This window comes from Pseudomonas grandcourensis (genome assembly GCF_039909015.1).
Lineage (GTDB): Bacteria > Pseudomonadota > Gammaproteobacteria > Pseudomonadales > Pseudomonadaceae > Aquipseudomonas > Aquipseudomonas grandcourensis.
Genome location: NZ_CP150919.1, coordinates 1,442,205 through 1,460,055, shown reverse-complemented (window position 1 = coordinate 1,460,055; position 17,851 = coordinate 1,442,205). Strand labels below are relative to the sequence as shown.

The 17,851-nt window shown below is 60.4% G+C and carries 15 protein-coding genes; 5 read left to right on the top strand and 10 right to left on the bottom strand.

All coding sequences use genetic code 11. The features are described 5' to 3' along the window. Positions 1–20: 20 nt before the first annotated feature. The 5 genes from pcaF to pcaR all read right to left on the bottom strand — a co-directional run bounded on the left by pcaF (position 21) and on the right by pcaR (position 5,444). Positions 21–1,226, bottom strand: coding sequence for a 3-oxoadipyl-CoA thiolase (gene pcaF / locus AABM52_RS06400; protein ID WP_347910961.1), 1,206 nt, complete (start codon positions 1,224–1,226; stop codon positions 21–23). Next, positions 1,223–2,002 carry a CoA-transferase subunit beta gene (locus tag AABM52_RS06395; RefSeq protein WP_056720807.1) on the bottom strand — a complete coding sequence of 260 codons (780 nt, stop codon included), beginning with the start codon at positions 2,000–2,002 and terminating at the stop codon, positions 1,223–1,225. Before AABM52_RS06395 ends, pcaF begins: the two co-directional genes overlap by 4 nt. Continuing rightward, entirely contained in the window at positions 2,002–2,859 is an 858-nt protein-coding gene (locus AABM52_RS06390; protein WP_008054173.1) for a CoA transferase subunit A, read from the bottom strand. Before AABM52_RS06390 ends, AABM52_RS06395 begins: the two co-directional genes overlap by 1 nt. Positions 2,860–3,131: 272 nt before the next feature. Further along, positions 3,132–4,478, bottom strand: coding sequence for an MFS transporter (locus AABM52_RS06385; protein ID WP_046041439.1), 1,347 nt, complete (start codon positions 4,476–4,478; stop codon positions 3,132–3,134). Positions 4,479–4,601: 123 nt separating this feature from the next. Further along, entirely contained in the window at positions 4,602–5,444 is an 843-nt protein-coding gene (gene pcaR / locus AABM52_RS06380) for a pca regulon transcriptional regulator PcaR (protein ID WP_008054175.1), read from the bottom strand. A 692-nt stretch (positions 5,445–6,136) separates the two neighbouring features. Here pcaR and AABM52_RS06375 point away from each other — a divergent pair. Further along, a complete protein-coding gene (locus tag AABM52_RS06375; RefSeq protein ID WP_008054177.1) occupies positions 6,137–6,337 on the top strand; it encodes a hypothetical protein in 201 nt (66 codons plus the stop codon). Positions 6,338–6,713: 376 nt separating this feature from the next. Next, positions 6,714–8,189 carry an inorganic phosphate transporter gene (locus tag AABM52_RS06370; protein ID WP_095945395.1) on the top strand — a complete coding sequence of 492 codons (1,476 nt, stop codon included), beginning with the start codon at positions 6,714–6,716 and terminating at the stop codon, positions 8,187–8,189. A gap of 191 nt (positions 8,190–8,380) precedes the next feature. On the opposite strand, the gene ccoM is transcribed toward AABM52_RS06370, so the two are convergent. The 3 genes from ccoM to AABM52_RS06355 all read right to left on the bottom strand — a co-directional run bounded on the left by ccoM (position 8,381) and on the right by AABM52_RS06355 (position 9,237). Then, the gene (gene ccoM, locus AABM52_RS06365; protein WP_007976669.1) at positions 8,381–8,491 is read right to left on the bottom strand and encodes a cytochrome c oxidase subunit CcoM; all 111 of its coding nucleotides are present in this window, start codon (positions 8,489–8,491) and stop codon (positions 8,381–8,383) included. A 143-nt stretch (positions 8,492–8,634) separates the two neighbouring features. Further along, entirely contained in the window at positions 8,635–8,796 is a 162-nt protein-coding gene (locus AABM52_RS06360) for a hypothetical protein (protein WP_008016476.1), read from the bottom strand. A gap of 99 nt (positions 8,797–8,895) precedes the next feature. Beyond that, complete coding sequence (locus tag AABM52_RS06355) at positions 8,896–9,237, bottom strand: aspartate-semialdehyde dehydrogenase (RefSeq protein WP_347910960.1); 342 nt, start codon at positions 9,235–9,237, stop codon at positions 8,896–8,898. 217 nt (positions 9,238–9,454) lie between these two features. Here AABM52_RS06355 and rapA point away from each other — a divergent pair, with 217 nt between their 5' ends. Next, complete coding sequence (rapA, locus tag AABM52_RS06350; protein ID WP_008054181.1) at positions 9,455–12,301, top strand: RNA polymerase-associated protein RapA; 2,847 nt, start codon at positions 9,455–9,457, stop codon at positions 12,299–12,301. 183 nt (positions 12,302–12,484) lie between these two features. Here rapA and AABM52_RS06345 read toward each other — a convergent pair whose 3' ends face one another. Beyond that, positions 12,485–13,834, bottom strand: coding sequence for an MFS transporter (locus AABM52_RS06345; RefSeq protein ID WP_347910959.1), 1,350 nt, complete (start codon positions 13,832–13,834; stop codon positions 12,485–12,487). Between the two features lie 267 nt (positions 13,835–14,101). Here AABM52_RS06345 and AABM52_RS06340 point away from each other — a divergent pair, with 267 nt between their 5' ends. Continuing rightward, on the top strand, positions 14,102–14,467 hold the full coding sequence (locus tag AABM52_RS06340; protein WP_150754146.1) for a YkgJ family cysteine cluster protein: 366 nt from the start codon (positions 14,102–14,104) through the stop codon (positions 14,465–14,467). A gap of 147 nt (positions 14,468–14,614) precedes the next feature. Next, a complete protein-coding gene (locus AABM52_RS06335; RefSeq protein ID WP_347910958.1) occupies positions 14,615–16,831 on the top strand; it encodes an EAL domain-containing protein in 2,217 nt (738 codons plus the stop codon). Here AABM52_RS06335 and AABM52_RS06330 read toward each other — a convergent pair. Beyond that, positions 16,788–17,684, bottom strand: coding sequence for an NAD(P)-dependent oxidoreductase (locus tag AABM52_RS06330; protein WP_347910957.1), 897 nt, complete (start codon positions 17,682–17,684; stop codon positions 16,788–16,790). The genes AABM52_RS06335 and AABM52_RS06330 overlap by 44 nt on opposite strands. Positions 17,685–17,851: the final 167 nt, after the last annotated feature.

Sequence of the window (17,851 nt, the reverse complement as noted above, 5' to 3'; positions counted from 1 at the left end):
CTTATAGTCTTGAAAGCGCGTCAGACGCGCTCGATCGCCAAAGCCAGACCTTGGCCGACACCGACGCACATGGTCGCCAGACCTTTCTTGCCGCCGTTTTTTTCCAATTGATGCAAAGCCGTCAGTACCAACCGCGCACCGCTCATGCCCAATGGATGGCCCAAGGCAATCGCGCCACCGTTCGGGTTGACCTGGGCTGCGTCGTCCGCGATCCCCAGTTCACGCAGCACCGCCAGGCCTTGGCTGGCGAAGGCTTCGTTGAGTTCGATCACGTCGAAATCGCTGACCGCCACACCGAGGCGTTCGATCAGTTTACGCACCGCCGGCACCGGACCGATGCCCATTACACGCGGAGCAACACCGGCGCTGGCCATGCCCAGTACTTTGGCACGGGCAGTCAGGCCGTGTTTCTTCACCGCTTCGGCCGAAGCCAGGATCAACGCGGCGGCGCCGTCGTTCACACCCGAGGCATTGCCAGCGGTGACGGTCTTGTCGGGGCCGTTGACCGGTTTGAGTTTGGTCAGGGCTTCCAGGGTGGTGTCGGCGCGAGGATGTTCGTCCTGGCTGACCACGGTTTCACCCTTCTTGTGGGCGATCCGCACTTCAACGATTTCTTCGGCGAAGAACCCGGCGGCTTGCGCGGCGGCCGTGCGTTGTTGACTGCGCAGGGCGAACGCGTCCTGATCGGCGCGGGACACCTTGTAATCGTCGGCGACGTTGTCAGCGGTCTGCGGCATCGCGTCCACGCCGTACTGGGCTTTCATCAACGGGTTGATGAAGCGCCAGCCGATGGTGGTGTCTTCGAGCTTCATGTTGCGTGAAAACGCGGCATCGGCCTTGCCCATCACAAACGGTGCGCGAGACATCGACTCGACGCCACCGGCAATCGCCAGCTCCATCTCGCCGCTGGCGATGGCGCGGAACGCGGTGCCGATGGCATCCATGCCCGAAGCGCAGAGGCGGTTGAGGGTCACGCCGGGAATGCTTTCCGGCAGGCCGGCCAGCAACAGCGCCATACGCGCAACGTTGCGGTTGTCTTCACCGGCCTGGTTGGCGCAGCCGAGGAACACCTCGTCCACGGCGTTCCAGTCCACCGACGGGTTGCGCTCCATCAAGGCCTTGATTGGTACGGCAGCCAGGTCGTCGGCACGTACCGTCGACAGGCCACCGCCGAAACGGCCGATGGGGGTACGAATCGCGTCGCAGATATAAACGTCACGCATCACGCTTCTCCGGGGGCTTGGCCGTGTGCGGCAGCTGTGCGGGCTTCGAGGTCGCGCAGCGCGGTCAGTTCGACTTCAGTCGGCTCGGCGGTTTGCTCAACATGGTCGGCAAAGCGAATTGCCCAACCGGTGGCAGCAACCACTTGCTCGCGGGTCACGCCCGGATGCAGTGCGGTGACCACGAATTCGTGGGTGCCCTCCTCCGGTTCCATGATGCACAGGTCGGTGATGATCCCCACCGGACCGGCGCCTGGCAGGCCGAGGCGCTTGCGCGAATCACCGCCCTCGCCGTGGCCGACCGAGGTAATGAAATCGAGTTTGTCGACAAAGGAGCGCGACGACTGCTTGAGGATGATCAACACGCTCTTGGCGGAACCGGCGATCTCCGGCGCGCCACCGGCACCCGGCAGACGGACTTTCGGCGAGTGGTAATCACCCACGACGGTGGTGTTGATGTTGCCGAAACGGTCGACCTGCGCCGCACCGAGGAAACCGACGTCAATGCGCCCGCCCTGCAGCCAGTAGCGGAAAATCTCGCCGGTCGGGACTACGGTGTCGGCGGTTTCCGCCAGCTCACCGTCACCGATCGACAGCGGCAATACGCTTGGTTTGGCGCCGATCGGACCCGATTCGTAGATCAGGACCACATCAGGCGAGGACGTCAGGCGTGCCAGGTTGGCCGCTTTCGACGGCAGGCCGATACCGACGAAGCACACCGAACCGTTCTTCAGACGGCGAGCGGCGGCGACGGTCATCATTTCATTGGTGGTGTAAGTCATTACTTCGCCTCCGAAGCGGCGGCCAGTTTGGCCTGGAACTCGCTGAAGTCAGCGCTGCCGTGGATGTATTCGTTGATCCACGCGGTGAAGGTTTCACGGTCGCGGGCAATCGGGTCCCAGGCCTGGTAGAAGCGGTTGTCGCGCTCGTTGTAACCGTGGGCGTAGGAAGGATGCGCACCGCCAGGTACGTGGCAAACCGCGCTCAAGGCCCAGGTTGGCAATACACAGGAGTTCATCGGTGCATTGAGGTCGTCGACGATTTCCTCAACGGTGACGATGCAGCGCTTGGCGGCCAGAGCGGCTTCTTTCTGCACGCCGAGGATGCCCCAGAGCAGCACGTTGCCCTTGCGGTCGGCTTTCTGCGCGTGAATCACGGTAATGTCCGGGCGCACCGAAGGCACGGCGGCCAGCACTTCGCCAGTGAACGGGCAAGTGACGGATTTGATCAGCGGGTTGACCTTCGGCAGGTCGGAACCGGCGTAGGCACGCAGCACCGCGAACGGCAGGCCGGAAGCGCCGGCGACGTAGGCATTGGCCAGGTCGGCGTGGCTGTGCTCTTCGATTTCCAGCGCGTGGGGCCACTGCTTTTCCACAGCGTCACGCAGGCGATGCAGGGAGCCGACACCCGGGTTGCCGCCCCAGGAGAAAATCAGCTTGCGGGCACAACCGGCACCGATCAACTGGTCGTAGATCAAGTCAGGAGTCATCCGCACCAGGGTCAGGTCTTTCTTGCCCTGGCGAATGATTTCGTGACCCGCCGCCGTCGGGATCAGGTGAGTAAAGCCTTCGAGCGCGACCGTATCGCCGTCGTTTACGAATTGCTTCACCGCGTCGTGCAGCGAAAGGATTTCAGCCATTGGGGCAGGCTCCCGTTTATTGTTAACCGACAGTGGAAGAAGGCGCCGATGCGCAGCGCCGGAATGACTGAAGATTAAGCCCGTGCAAAACGCCAAACAATCCGATAATCGACTAAGCGTTCGATTATCGAACATATTGTTGCTTGACTATCTTTATGGGCTGCCCCCAAAAGATCGCAGCCTGCGGCAGCTCCTACAGATTTACACATTCCCCTGTAGGAGCTGCCGAAGGCTGCGATCTTTTCCTGCTACACCACTATTTCAAACCGGAATCAGGTCGCATCCGCATGACTGACCATGCCCTTGATCACCACCGCCGTCGTTGCCAGCGCCGCCGGAATCACCAGCGCCGTCAGCACCTGCTCGAAGTTCCAGCCCAGCCCCAGCAGCGTCGCGCCCATCCAGGCACCAAGGATGGCGCCGAAGCGACCGATGCCGAGCATCCACGACACGCCGGTGGCCCGCCCTTGAGTCGGATAGAACCGCGCCGCCAGTGACGGCATCGCCGATTGCGCACCGTTGACACACATCCCGGCCACCAGCACCAGGGTCGCCAGGATTGTGATGTTGCCCAGGCTCTGCCCTACCGCGTAGGCAAATACCCCGGCCAGCAGGTAGAAAGTGCCGATGACCTTGTGCGGATTGAACCGGTCCATTGCCCAGCCCACGCCCACTGCACTGAGCACGCCACCAAACTGGAACAGCGCGCCGATGAAGGCGGCCTGCTCCATGCTCGCGCCACTGTCGCGCATCAGGGTCGGCAGCCAGCTGGTCAGCAGGTAAACGATCACCAGGCCCATGAAGTAGGTCAGCCACAGCAGCAAGGTGCCGGTGCTGTAGGTGCCGGAGAAGATCACCGCGAACACATTGCGCGCCTTCACGGTTTTCTGCTCCGGCACGCTGAAGCTGGACGCCTGGGCCACCACCGTCGGATCGATCGGCGCCAGTGCCTTGCGCACTTTGTCCGTACCGCGGTTACGCACCACCAGGTAACGCGCCGACTCCGGCAGCCAGAGCAGCAAAACGACGGCGAGGATCAACGGCAGAACCCCGCCGATCAGCAGCAGGCTGTGCCAGCCAAAGGCCGGAATCAGCTTGGCCGAGATAAATCCGCCGCCAGCCATGCCGAGGTTGAAGCCGCAGAACATGCTGGTCACCAGCAGGGACTTCTTGCGCTCCGGTGTGTACTCCGACAGCAGCGTGGTGGCGTTCGGCATGCCGGCGCCCAGACCCAGGCCGGTCAGGAAGCGCAACACCAGCAATTGATCGACATTGCTGCTGTAGGCAGAGGCCAGACTGAAGGCGCCGAACAACAGCACCGCACCGACCAGTACGACTTTTCGCCCGAAGCGGTCAGCCAGAGGGCCGGAGCCCAGTGCGCCGAAGACCATGCCGATCAACGCCGCACTCATCACCGGGCCGAGACTGGCGCGGTCGATACCCCAGTCCTGGGACAGGGCCGGGGCGATGAAACCCATGGCCGCAGTGTCGAGGCCATCGAGGAAGACAATCAGGAAACACAGGATCACCACGCGCCACTGGTAGCGCGAAATGGGTTGGGCATTGATGAAGGACTGCACGTCGAGGCAGTTTCCTACAGCAGACTGAGGCTGGTTCATTATTTTTATTCCACGGATCGCTGTCGAACGGTGTCAGCAGATGCTGACGAAGCCGCGACAGTAATGATCCGCAGGAAACAGCGTCAATTCGATAAACGCAACTCTGTGCGTTTATCGAACAGCTTAGGCAAACAACTGGGCGCTGAGGTCGCGGCTGGCGCTCAACAAACCGGGCAGGAAACGCTGTTCAAGCTCATTGCGGCTGACCCGCCCCGCATGGGTACTGACGTTGAGGGCCGCAACCACCTGCCCGGAAGCGTCGTACACCGGGACGGCAATCGAACGCAGCCCTTGCTCGAGTTCCTGGTCGACGATGCACCAGCCTTGCAGTCGTACTTCTTGCAGGCATTCGAGCAATGCCTCGGGGGTGTGGATCGTGCGGCTGGTCTTGGCTTGCAATTCGGCGTGGTCGAGGTATTCGCCCAGCGAGGTGTCATCCAGCGCGGCCAACAGGATCCGTCCCATCGATGTGCAATAGGCCGGCAAGCGCCCGCCTACCGACAGGTCCACCGAAATCAGGCGTTGGGTGGTCGCAGAGCGGGCGATGTACAGAATGTCATCACCCTCCAGCGTGGCCATGTTGCAGGCCTCGTGCAGTTGCTCGCTCATGCGGTCCAGGTAAGGCTGGGCGGAAACCGCCAGTGGCGTCGAGGACACATAGGCATGGCCGAGGGTCAGCACTTTGGGCAGCAGCGAATAGGTGCGGCCGTCGGTGGTGGCGTAGCCGAGCTTGATCAGGGTGTGCAGGCAACGGCGCACGGCAGCGCGGGGAATTTCCGTGCGGTGGCTGATCTGGGCGATGGTCAGGTGCCGTTTGCGCTCCTGGAACGCTTGCACCACGGCCAGGCCACGGGCCAGGGACGTCATGAAATCCGGGTCGCCGGTCAGTGCCTGGATCCGTTTGGCAGGTGAGGCAACGATGGGAGGAGCCACTGAAGCGAAGGAATTACGCATTTGATCGTTCATACAAGGTCCTTTTACCCATTCGGATCAGCGACTATTACAAAGGGCCAGCGCCTGACGCTCAAGCCCGGCCCGCCAACTCCGTGCGATTATCGAACGCTCGACCGATAATCGCAATCCACCAAATGAACAACCGGATCCACCGATGCCCGTTTTTTCCGCCGACACACGACCCCATGTTTACGCCAACTCGACACAGGACTTAATGGGGCAATCCAATTACCGCAACTTGCCTGACTTAATGGCATCAGAAAGGCATCGCAGCGATCTGGTATCAGTCGACGCTCCACTTAATCGTAAAGTTGCGAGCAACAAAACGGTCACACACCAAGAACAACTTTTAACTCTTTGGAGATAGTGTTCTTCAAATCGGCCGCTATAATACAATTCAGTAGCGCTTCGGTTTTTTACTTGCCGAACCCGCTGCCCGGCAATGCGATGTTCCGTCGCCGTTGCCCGCCGCAAGCGCCAGATCCGCATTGCACAGCCTTGCCGATGCGCTTGCCGAAACAGGAAACTGAAGCTACGTCAGCTATTTATCTCTGGTGCCGTGGCCGCCTGTGACATGGAAGTATTGATCACCTTGTTGTCAAAAACGATGCCTTGACGGGCATTGCCCATTCGACGAACGTGATCAAACGAATTGATGCAGCGCGTTTTCACCAGAATTTATCCCAACTCAAACAGGTAGCACTGTGACGAAAGACGAACTGCGCGCGGAACTAGAGCGCCAGGAACAACGTTACAAGGAAGTTTACGGCGGAGAAGTCACCACTTACGCCGCTCAACCCGAACCGGAACGCAAACCCTGGCGTAAACGCGCCACCGTTCAGGATCAGGTTTTCCAGCAGGAAATTCAAAAAATGGAAAAGGAACTCAAAGCCGAAGAGCCGTGACTGCTTCGGCCTGATCCTTACAAGGGCCTGCCTCTGCACCCGTTAAAAGCGGGATGTATTGATGCTGCCTTTCGCGCCCGCTACGAGCGGGCAGCGGCCATCACCGTCGCCGAATCAGGCAGATTTCCGGTATCTGACCTATTTCTCAGATTTTTCTCACAACCGTTCAAGCCCCTCTTACCGGGCTGTGAAGGTTTTGTGACGGTGTGTTTTTTAAATTAAATCAATGACTTAAAAAACGCAGCAAAACCGTGGGTTTTCAGGTGCGGCGGCAAAAAAAATCATTGAAGAATGTTACCGATGAGCAGCTAGTGCATTGATTAGCAGTCTTTTCTGGCATAATCGCGCCCCCTTATGACCGGGTCAGAAAACCTTCATGATCGATTTATTCAGCGGACTGGATGCTTGGGTGCTTGTGAGCCTCTTGCTCGCCCTGGCCTTTGTCCTCGCCTTCGAGTTCATCAACGGCTTTCATGACACCGCTAACGCGGTGGCGACCGTTATCTACACCAAAGCCATGCCGCCTCACCTGGCGGTGTTCTTCTCCGGTGTGTTCAACTTCCTCGGCGTGCTGCTGGGCGGGGTCGGCGTGGCGTATGCCATCGTCCACCTGCTGCCGGTAGAACTGCTGATCAATGTGAACACTGGTCACGGACTCGCCATGGTGTTCTCGTTGCTCGCCGCCGCCATTACCTGGAACCTGGGCACCTGGTACTTCGGTATTCCCGCGTCCAGTTCCCACACGCTGATCGGTTCGATCCTCGGTGTCGGCCTGGCCAATGCCCTGATCAACGATATTCCGCTGGCTGACGGTGTGAACTGGCAGAAAGCGATCGATATCGGCGCCTCGCTGGTGTTCTCGCCAATGGCCGGCTTCCTGATCGCCGCGCTGATCCTGATCGGTCTTAAATGGTGGCGTCCGCTGTCGAAGATGCACAAGACGCCGGAACAGCGCCGCAAGATCGACGACAAGAAGCACCCGCCATTCTGGAATCGCCTGGTACTGGTGATCTCGGCCATGGCCGTGAGTTTCGTGCACGGCTCCAACGATGGCCAGAAAGGTATCGGCCTGATCATGCTGGTCCTGATCGGTATCGTGCCGGCGCAGTTCGTTCTCGACCTGAACAGCACGACCTATCAGATCGAGCGGACTCGCGACGCCACGCTGCACCTGAGCCAGTTCTACCAGCGTAATTCTGAAACCCTGGGCGAGTTCCTGGCCCTGGGCAAGAGCGTGGAAGGCGATCTGCCGGAGAAGTTCCGTTGCAACCCGCAACAGACCGAACCGACCATCACCGCCCTGCTCGGCACCCTCAAGGGTGTAGCCGACTATCACTCGCTGCCGTCGGAAAGCCGCATCGAAGTGCGTCGTTACCTGCTCTGCCTGGACGACACGGCGAAGAAAGTCAGCAAGTTGCCAACGCTCGGCGCCCGTGAAAAGGCTGACCTGGACAAGCTGCGCAAGGACCTGACCACCACCACCGAATACGCCCCGTTCTGGGTGATCCTGGCGGTTGCACTGGCCTTGGGCCTGGGCACCATGGTCGGCTGGAAACGCGTGGTACTGACCATTGGCGAGAAGATCGGCAAGCAAGGCATGACCTACTCCCAAGGCATGTCGGCGCAGATCACCACCGCCACCCTGATCGGCATGGCGAACATCTTCAGCCTGCCGGTTTCCACCACCCACGTGCTGTCCTCGGGTGTGGCGGGCACCATGGTCGCCAACAAAAGCGGCCTGCAAAGCGGCACCGTCAGAACCATCCTGCTGGCCTGGGTATTGACCCTGCCAGCCACCGTGGCCCTGTCGGCCGGGTTGTTCTGGCTGGCATCGAAGGCCCTTGGCAGCTGATAAGCAGCCAAACCAGAAAAGGCGCGCTCCGCAAGGACCGCGCCTTTTTTATTGCCATGAGTTTCTTAACACCATAGAACCCATGTAGGAGCGGGCTTTATGCACTCCAACAGTTTTTTGCAGGCAAAAAAAGGGCAACCGAAGTTGCCCAAAATGCCTTGCGTGCTCATTACATCCAGAAAGAACTACGGTTACTTCCGCTTGTGCGAATCCTTCCAGATAAAAAGTCCGAACCCTGCAAAAAATACAAACATGAGGCTGACAGTCAGCACTCCGGCGATCACCACGTTGTCGAAAAACATGACGCGTCTCCTGTACCTGCCCTGTTGCGATAGGGCTAAGTTAACCAAACAGGCAGGAGAGAATATTGACCGGGATCAATGTCGCCCGAGACTGGGCAAGAGGAAGGGAGAAGTTTGACCCGCATCAATGAATGCGGGGGATTTCAGCGTTTTTTCGGTTTGTTTTTCGGCTTTTTTTTCGCCTTGCCCAATGGCATGGCCTGTTCGAACGCCTGGCGAACTTCATTGAGTCGCTTGTCATTGAGGTCATGAACACGCTTGGCGCGCTCAGCATTGAGGTCAATCAGTTTGTCGTCTTGGCTCATGGCGGTCAGTGCATCGCTTGAAATGAGTTTCAGCCGCCGTAGCGTTCGGCAACCCTGCGCCAATAATGCGGCCTGACGGCCTTGCTGACCAGCCTGCGCTCAAATCTCGATATCGACCCACAGCCCCTGCCGCGGCTGATCTTCCATCAGCGGCGCCACCGGCACGGTGTTGTCGGCATTGAGCTCATCCCCGGGAATCGCCAGGTGAGCCTCGGGGTCATTATCAGCCTCGTGGCGACGTCGTTCCTGCTCCTGCCTGCGGCGCTGCTCTTCGCGCAGCACCAGCCCGTCCTCTTCAGGATTGCGCTTTTGCAGGTCGATCGTGCTTTCACTGGAGCTTTCCTGCACCGGCACCACCGGTGGAATATCCGGACGCGGTCGGATCGGGTCGGTCTGTGAAGTGATCGGCACGGCACTCAAGGGGAGCATCGGTGGCAGCATGTTTTTCAGTCTCCTGTCAGCAGGCTGTCGGCTGCGGGGATGGCGACTTGAGCCATCGGTCGCAAACTGTGACTCATTTGGCACTCATTAGTGCGATGAGCGGCGCGTCATGCACAGGTGGGCTAACGTATGACTGTGAGTTTTTCTGAGAGTCCTTTGGCCCTGAAGCCCTCATTCCGTTAAGATAGCCCGCTTTTTCAGGTGGGAGTCAGGCAGCATGGCGCAGCAGTATCAACCGGGGCAACGCTGGATCAGTGACAGCGAAGCCGAGCTGGGTTTAGGCACCGTTCTGGCACAGGACGGCCGCTTGTTGACCGTGCTCTATCCGGCCACTGGCGACACTCGCCAGTACGCGCTAAGGAATGCGCCCCTCACCCGTGTGCGGTTTTCGCCCGGTGATTCCATCACTCACTTCGAAGGCTGGAAGCTGACTGTTCGCGAAGTCGACGACGTCGATGGCCTGCTGGTTTACCACGGCCTCAACGGGCAGAACGAAGTGGTCACCCTGCCGGAAACCCAACTGTCGAACTTCATCCAGTTCCGCCTGGCCAGCGACCGTCTGTTCGCCGGCCAGATCGACCCGCTGGCCTGGTTCTCCCTGCGTTATCACACCCTGGAACACACCAGCCGCCAGTTGCAGTCCTCCCTTTGGGGCCTGGGTGGCGTGCGTGCGCAACCGATCGCGCACCAGTTGCACATTGCCCGCGAAGTCGCCGACCGTATCGCGCCACGGGTTCTGCTGGCCGACGAAGTGGGCCTGGGTAAAACCATCGAAGCCGGCCTGGTGATCCATCGTCAATTGCTCTCGGGCCGTGCCAACCGCGTGCTGATTCTGGTTCCGGAGAACCTGCAGCACCAGTGGCTGGTCGAGATGCGCCGCCGCTTCAACCTGCAGGTCGCGCTGTTCGACGAAGAACGCTTCATCGAAAGCGATGCCAGCAACCCCTTCGAAGACACCCAGCTCGCGCTGGTCGCGCTTGAGTGGCTGGTGGACGACGAGAAGGCCCAGGACGCGCTGTTCGCGGCGGGCTGGGACTTGCTGGTGGTCGACGAGGCTCACCATCTGGTGTGGCACGAAGATCAGGTCAGCCCTGAATATTCCCTGGTCGAACAACTCGCCGAGACCATTCCCGGCGTGTTGCTGTTGACCGCCACCCCGGAACAACTGGGCCAGGACAGCCACTTCGCCCGTCTGCGCCTGCTCGACCCGAACCGTTTCCACGACCTGCAAGCCTTCCGCGCCGAGAGCGAAAACTATCGCCCGGTGGCTGAAGCCGTTCAGGAGTTGCTGGACAAGGGGCGCCTGTCGCCGCAAGCCCACAAGACCATCCACGGCTTCCTCGGCAACGAAGGCGAAGCCCTGCTGGCCGCCGTCAACGATGGCGACACCGAAGCCAGCGCGCGTCTGGTGCGTGAATTGCTCGACCGCCACGGCACCGGCCGCGTGCTGTTCCGTAACACCCGCGCCGCCGTGCAGGGTTTCCCGGAGCGCAAGCTGCACCCGTACCCGCTGCCGTGCCCGGACGAATACCTCGAACTGCCGCTGGGCGATCACGCCGAGCTGTACCCGGAAGTCAGCTTCCAGGCCCAACCGGACGCCAGCGAAGAAGAACGCTGGTGGAAGTTCGACCCGCGCGTCGAGTGGCTGATCGATCAACTGAAGATGCTCAAGCGCACCAAAGTGCTGGTGATCTGCGCCCACGCCGAAACCGCCATGGACCTGGAAGACGCCCTGCGCGTGCGCTCCGGTATCCCGGCCACGGTGTTCCATGAAGGCATGAACATCCTCGAGCGTGACCGCGCCGCCGCCTACTTCGCCGACGAAGAGTTTGGCGCGCAAGTGCTGATCTGCTCGGAAATTGGCAGTGAAGGCCGCAACTTCCAGTTCTCCCATCACCTGGTGCTGTTCGACCTGCCGTCCCACCCGGACCTGCTGGAACAACGCATCGGTCGCCTGGACCGGATCGGCCAGAAGCACATCATCGAACTGCACGTGCCGTACCTGGAAACCAGCCCGCAAGAGCGTCTGTTCCAGTGGTACCACGAAGCGCTGAACGCATTCCTCAATACCTGCCCGACCGGCAACGCCCTGCAGCACCAGTTCGGCCCGCGCCTGCTGCCACTGCTCGAAGAAGCCGACGATGGCGAGTGGCAAGCGCTGATCGACGAAGCCCGCACCGAGCGTGAACGTCTGGAAGCCGAGTTGCACACCGGTCGTGACCGTCTGCTGGAACTCAACTCCGGCGGCGCTGGCGAAGGCGATGCGCTGGTGGAAGATATCCTTGAGCAAGACGATCAGTTCGCGCTGCCGATCTACATGGAAACCCTGTTCGACGCCTTCGGCATCGACAGCGAAGACCATTCGGAAAACGCGCTGATCCTCAAGCCGAGCGAAAAAATGCTCGACGCCAGCTTCCCGCTGGGCGACGACGAAGGCGTAACCATCACCTACGACCGTAACCAGGCGCTGTCTCGCGAAGACATGCAGTTCATCACCTGGGAGCACCCGATGGTTCAGGGCGGCATGGACCTGGTCCTGTCCGGCTCCATGGGCAATACCGCCGTGGCGCTGATCAAGAACAAGGCGCTCAAGCCCGGCACCGTGTTGCTGGAACTGCTGTATGTCAGCGAAGTGGTTGCCCCGCGCTCACTGCAACTGGGCCGTTACCTACCGCCGGCCGCCCTGCGTTGCCTGCTCGACACCAACGGCAACGACCTGTCGGCCCGCGTGTCGTTCGAAACCTTGAACGACCAGCTCGAAAGCGTACCGCGTGCCAGCGCCAACAAGTTCATCCAGGCCCAGCGTGACCAACTGACGCCACGGATCAACGCCGGTGAAGCGAAGATCCTGCCGCGCCACACTGAACGTGTCGCCGAGGCGCAGCGTCGCCTGGCCGCTGATACCGAGGAAGAACTTGCGCGCCTCACTGCCTTGCAAGCGGTCAACCCGACCGTGCGCGACAGCGAACTGGTGGCCCTGCGCAAACAACGTGAGCAAGGCCTGGCCATGCTCGACAAGGCTGCGCTGCGACTGGAAGCGATTCGGGTGTTGGTGGCGGGTTAATCCCCTGCTCCACCCTGCTTAAAAAGAAGGCCCGCAGTGATGCGGGCCTTTTTGTTTACTTCAATTTCAGTAGTGCTGCTGATGGCCTCTTCGCGGGCAGGCTCGCTCCTACATTGGATCTTCAGTGCCTATGAGATCTCTGTGGGAGCGAGCTTGCTCCGGGCGGCGTTCCGACGATAGTGGTTAAGCAGTCACCGCAGAACCTTCAGGCTCAACCACCGCCACCAACCCTTCCTTCATCCGCCTGGCATCGCGCACGAAACACCGAGAAGCCAGGAACAGAAACACCACGGTGAACAACAGCGCCACCGGAATCAGGTACATCGCGTCATGCAGGCCGACCGCTTTAAACGCCTCAGTCATCTGTTCCGCGCCCGCCGCGAGCATCGCCGTGTGGGCGAAGTGATCCGACAAGGCCCCGACCACCACCGGCCCCAGGCCACCGCCCAACAGGTACAGCCCGGCAAAGAACAGCGCCATCGCCGTTGCCCGCAACCGCGGCTCGACCACATCCTGAATCGCCGTGTACACGCAGGTATAGAAGTTGTAGGCGAACAGCCAACCGAGGCTGAACACGGCAACGAACACGCCGATCTCGACTCGCCCGGAATGCAGCGCCCACGCGGTGCAGACCGTCGAAATCACCAGGCTGAACGCGGCAAACAACAGCCGCCCGTTGGCGACCCGCTGGTGAATCTTGTCCGCAATCCAGCCACCGAGGGTCAGGCCGACCAGCCCGGTCACACCGACAATAACCCCGGTCGCCACTGCTGCATCCTGCAATGGCATGAGGAAATAGCGTTGCAGCATCGGCACCAGAAATGAGTTGCAGGCATAGGTGGCGAAGTTGAAACACAGGCCGGCCATCACCAGCCACAGGAAGGTCGGCACGGCCAACACACGACGGATCGGCCGATCGATCTTTTCCTGCGAAACCTGAACGCTCTCCGCGGCGCCGCGCTTCGGTTCCTTGATGAAGAACATGAAGATCGCCAGGATCAGCCCGGGTACCGCAGCGATAAAGAACGGCGCGCGCCAGCTATCGAAGGCCTTGACCATCGCGCCGATGGTGAAGAACGCCAGCAACAGCCCCAATGGCAGCCCCAGCATGAAGATCCCCATGGCCCGCGCCCGGCGGTGAGCCGGAAACAAGTCGCCGATCAGCGAGTTGGCGGCCGGCGCATAACTGGCCTCGCCGATGCCGATGCCCATGCGCACGATCAGGAAGCTCCAGAAACTGCCCACCATGCCGTTGACCGCCGTCAACCCGCTCCACGCTGCCAACCCCCAGCCCATCAGCTTGCTGCGTGAGCCGGTATCGGCCATGCGCCCCAGCGGCAAGCCGGCAATGGCGTAGACGATGGTGAATGCCGTCCCGATGATTCCCAACTGGAAATCACTGAGGTGCCATTCCATGCGAATGGGCTCGATGATGATGGCCGGGATGGTGCGGTCGAAAAAATTGAACAGGTTGGCCAGGAACAACAGGAACAGAATGCGCCAGGCATTGGCCGCTTGGGTCGAGTTCTGCATGGGTCCGTCTCTTTTATTGTTTTTGGGGCGTCACTGCCCCCGGACTTTGCAATCTAGACAGGCCGGCCGCACCTGTCTTTGATTATTCGCCAGGCTGATATCAACCCATGGGAGGCAACCTGTAGGAGCTTTCGCGGGACGAGTATTTCGCAGCCCGTCCGATCGATGAAAAATACCTTTCAGCCCCCCTTCCCAAGCCGTTGGCGAAGCCTAGAATAGCGGCCTTGTTTCCCCCCTGTGTCTCCACTCCTCCTTAGATAATCGCCCATGTCCGAAGCCAGTCCGTGTCTGAATTGCGGTGCCTGCTGTTCTCATTTTCGCGTGTCATTTTTCTGGGGTGAATGCGCCTCGTCCGGGGGGACGGTACCCGATGAGCTTGTCGAGCAGATCAGCCCCAGTCGGGTCGCGATGCTCGGAACCGGCTGCAAACCCGTGCGCTGCACCAGCCTGGTCGGAGACGTGGGCAGTACGGTGCAGTGCTCGATTTACGAAAAACGCTCCAGCACATGTCGGGAGTTCGAGGCTTCCTGGGTCGATGGCCTGGCCAATCCCGATTGCGACGCGGCCCGTGCCGCTTTCGGCTTGCCGGCCCTGCAACCCGCGTTCGAGACGCCTCAGAAGCAAATCGCCTGAGGATTAGCACTAATCGCTATCAGGCTAATGGCAAAATATTTGGCACCAATGTGCCACTACCGCTTGCGCTCCATCCACGCCCTCTATACTCCAAGGCATTCGCCGTCGCTCCTTGCGCCGGCCTGAGGGATAACGATGGGGCATGCTATGGAGTGGCTTGGTTTGCATTTCATTACCGAGCTACCAGAGAGCGGGCAGGTCATACTCAATTGCACACATGACCCTTTTCTGGTGCTGCTGGCTTATCTGGTCGCCTGTGTCGGCGGTTTCGCGACACTGGACATGGCCGAACGGGTTGCTCACGCTGAAAAATCCGCGTCCAAGACGCTCTGGCGCTGGGTGGGCAGCGGATGCCTGGCCGGCGGTATCTGGGCCATGCACTTCGTCGGGATGCTGGCCTTCCAGGCACCTGTCGATCTTCACTACCAACTGCCTGTCACGCTGTTCTCGCTGACCATCGCGCTGCTCGCCGCGTGGCTGGCAATGCATACCCTCAGCCTGCCTGATTTGAGTTTTCAGCGGTGCCTCAAGGCATCGGTCGGAATCGGCCTGGGTATCGCGACCATGCATTACGTGGGCATGACGGCCATGCACTCCAATGCCTCGGTCTATTACCATCCGGGCCTGTTCGCCCTTTCCATCGCGATCGCGATCGGGGCCGCGCTGGCCGCCTTGTTGCTGGCATGGTATCTGCGCGACGGCACCGGCATGCTGCATCAGCTCCTCAAATACTGCGCCAGCCTGTTGCTCGGGGCGGGCATCCTCGGTATGCACCTCACGGCCATGGCCGCCTTTAACCTGGTCCTGCCCAGCGACAGCCTGCCGACGCAATCCGGCGAACACAGCCACCTGCAACTGGCACTGACCGTGACGGTCATGGCCCTGCTGATCATCGGCAGCAGCATCAGCGCGGCACTGGCGGACAAGAAGCTGCAACACAAGGACCACGACCTGCAACGGGTCAACTCCCTGCTCAGCCAACTGGACCAGGCGCGCATGTCGCTGCAACAGGTGGCGCACTACGACGCGCTGACCAACCTGATCAACCGCCGCGGGTTCAACCAGATCTTCGCCGAAAAGCTCATCGAGAAAACCAACGAAGGCGGGATGCTGGCGGTCCTGTTCCTGGACATCGACCATTTCAAGCGGATCAACGACAGCCTTGGCCACGATGCCGGTGACGAGTTGCTCAAAGTGCTTGCCGGGCACATCAAGAGCTCGATTCGCAGTCACGAGGATGTGGTCGCGCGCTTCGGCGGCGACGAGTTCTGCCTGCTCATCGACCTGCGTGATCGTGAAGAAGCGCGGCATATGGCCCAACGCATCATGCTGAAAATGAAGGAGCCCATCGAGCTGGCCGGCAGGCGCATGGTCATGACAACCAGCATCGGCATCAGCCTGTTTCCGGAAGACGGCAAGACCTGTGAGGAACTGTTGAAGAACGCCGACCTGGCGCTGTATCAGTCCAAGGGCAGCGGCCGCAACGGGCTGAACTTTTTCAGCGCCAACCTGAAAACCCGCGCCACACTCGAGCTGCAGCTGGAAGAAGAGTTGCGCCACGCCCTGCGTGAAGACACCGGCCTGATGCTCTATTACCAGCCGATCTATGACCTCAAGACCGGTCAGGTCAGCAAGCTCGAAGCCTTGATCCGCTGGCAACACCCGGTCCACGGTTTCCTCGTACCGGATCGTTTTATCGCCATCGCCGAGGCCAACGGCCTGATCGCCGAGCTGGACAACTGGGTGCTGCGCAAGGCCTGCGAGGACTTGGGCGAGTTGTCGCGCCAGGGCTGTGAAGACCTGAAGATCGCCGTGAACTGCTCGCCCTTGAACCTGGCGCGCGAAGAACTGGCCGATGAAATCGAGTACGCATTGCGGGTCTCCGGTGTGGAGCCCCACCGGCTGGAACTGGAGGTCACCGAAAACGCCTTGATGGGCAATATCGCCAACACCCTGGTGCTGCTGCGACAGATCCGCGCCCTAGGCGTTTCGCTGTCGATCGATGACTTCGGCACCGGCTATTCATCCCTGGCTTACCTCAAGCGCTTGCCGCTCAACACGCTGAAAATCGACCGTTCGTTCATCCAGGACATTCCCAAGGCGACCCAGGACATGGAGATCGTCCAGGCGATCATCGTCATGGCCCATACCCTGCACCTGCAAGTGGTCACCGAGGGGGTCGAAACCTTTGAGCAATACCAATTCCTGGAAAACCATGGCTGTGACTTCGTTCAGGGCTATCTGCTGAGCCGGCCGGTGCCACTGACCGATTTGCTTCCGGTGTTGAATGAAATCAACCAGCGCAAGGACACCTACACCGTCACGACGCTGAGTCTGGCTCACGGTACATCTGCACTAATGTAGACGGGTCCTTTTCAAGGAAACCCTGACTCCCATGCAGGCGCATCAACTGCGCGGCCAGACCGCTGATCGGTGTCGCCGAGCCTTGTTCACGGGAAAACTTCACCGCCGTATCCAGATCCTTGAGCAACGTCCGTACGTGCCACTTGACCGGTTCGAATCGACTTTGAGCCATCTGCGGGGCCAGGATCTGCAAGGGTTTCGAATCGGCAAAGCCGCCGGCCAGCGCTTCGGCGATCAGGCTGGCATCAACCCCGGAACGTTCCGCCAGCGCGATGACTTCAGCAATCACCAATGCATTGCAGGCGACGATCATCTGATTGCAGGCCTTGGTCACCTGCCCTGCCCCGACGCCGCCCATGTGCGTCACGCGCTGCCCCAGGCTCAACAGCACAGGCCGGACCCGCTCCAGATCCTGTACTTCACCGCCGACCATGATTGCCAGGCTTCCAGCCTCGGCGCCGACCACGCCACCGGACACCGGCGTGTCGAGCCAGCCCATGCCGGTTTTAGCGGCGAGTTCTGCGGCCATTTCCCGCGTAGCGTTGGGCTCCAGGCTGGAAAAATCCACCAGCAGCTGGCCTTTTTTTGCGCCCTCCACTACGCCTGCCGGACCAAACACCACCTCGCGTACGACTGACGTATCCGCCAGGCACAGCATTACCACGTCTGCGTGCTGGCACAGTTCGGCCGGGCTGGCGACCTGGCGTGCCCCCGCCTCCACCAGCGGCTTGCACTTGTCCGGATTGCGATTCCATACCGCCAGCGGATAACCCGCGGCCAGCAGGCGCCGGCACATCGGCAACCCCATCAGGCCGATCCCGGCAAACCCTAGCGAAGGTAGCATTGACATCATTTTGCCTCTTCTCGATTAAAGATCACCGAATATTGGCCGATTCATCATGACTTAGGAAAGGATTCACCCCGAGCGATGCTCAGGCTAAAGACCAAGGCATGGTCCAAGTACGCGCTGAAAAAAGACGCGATTGTATTCCGTGACGGTTCGACGACAGTGAGTCGGCC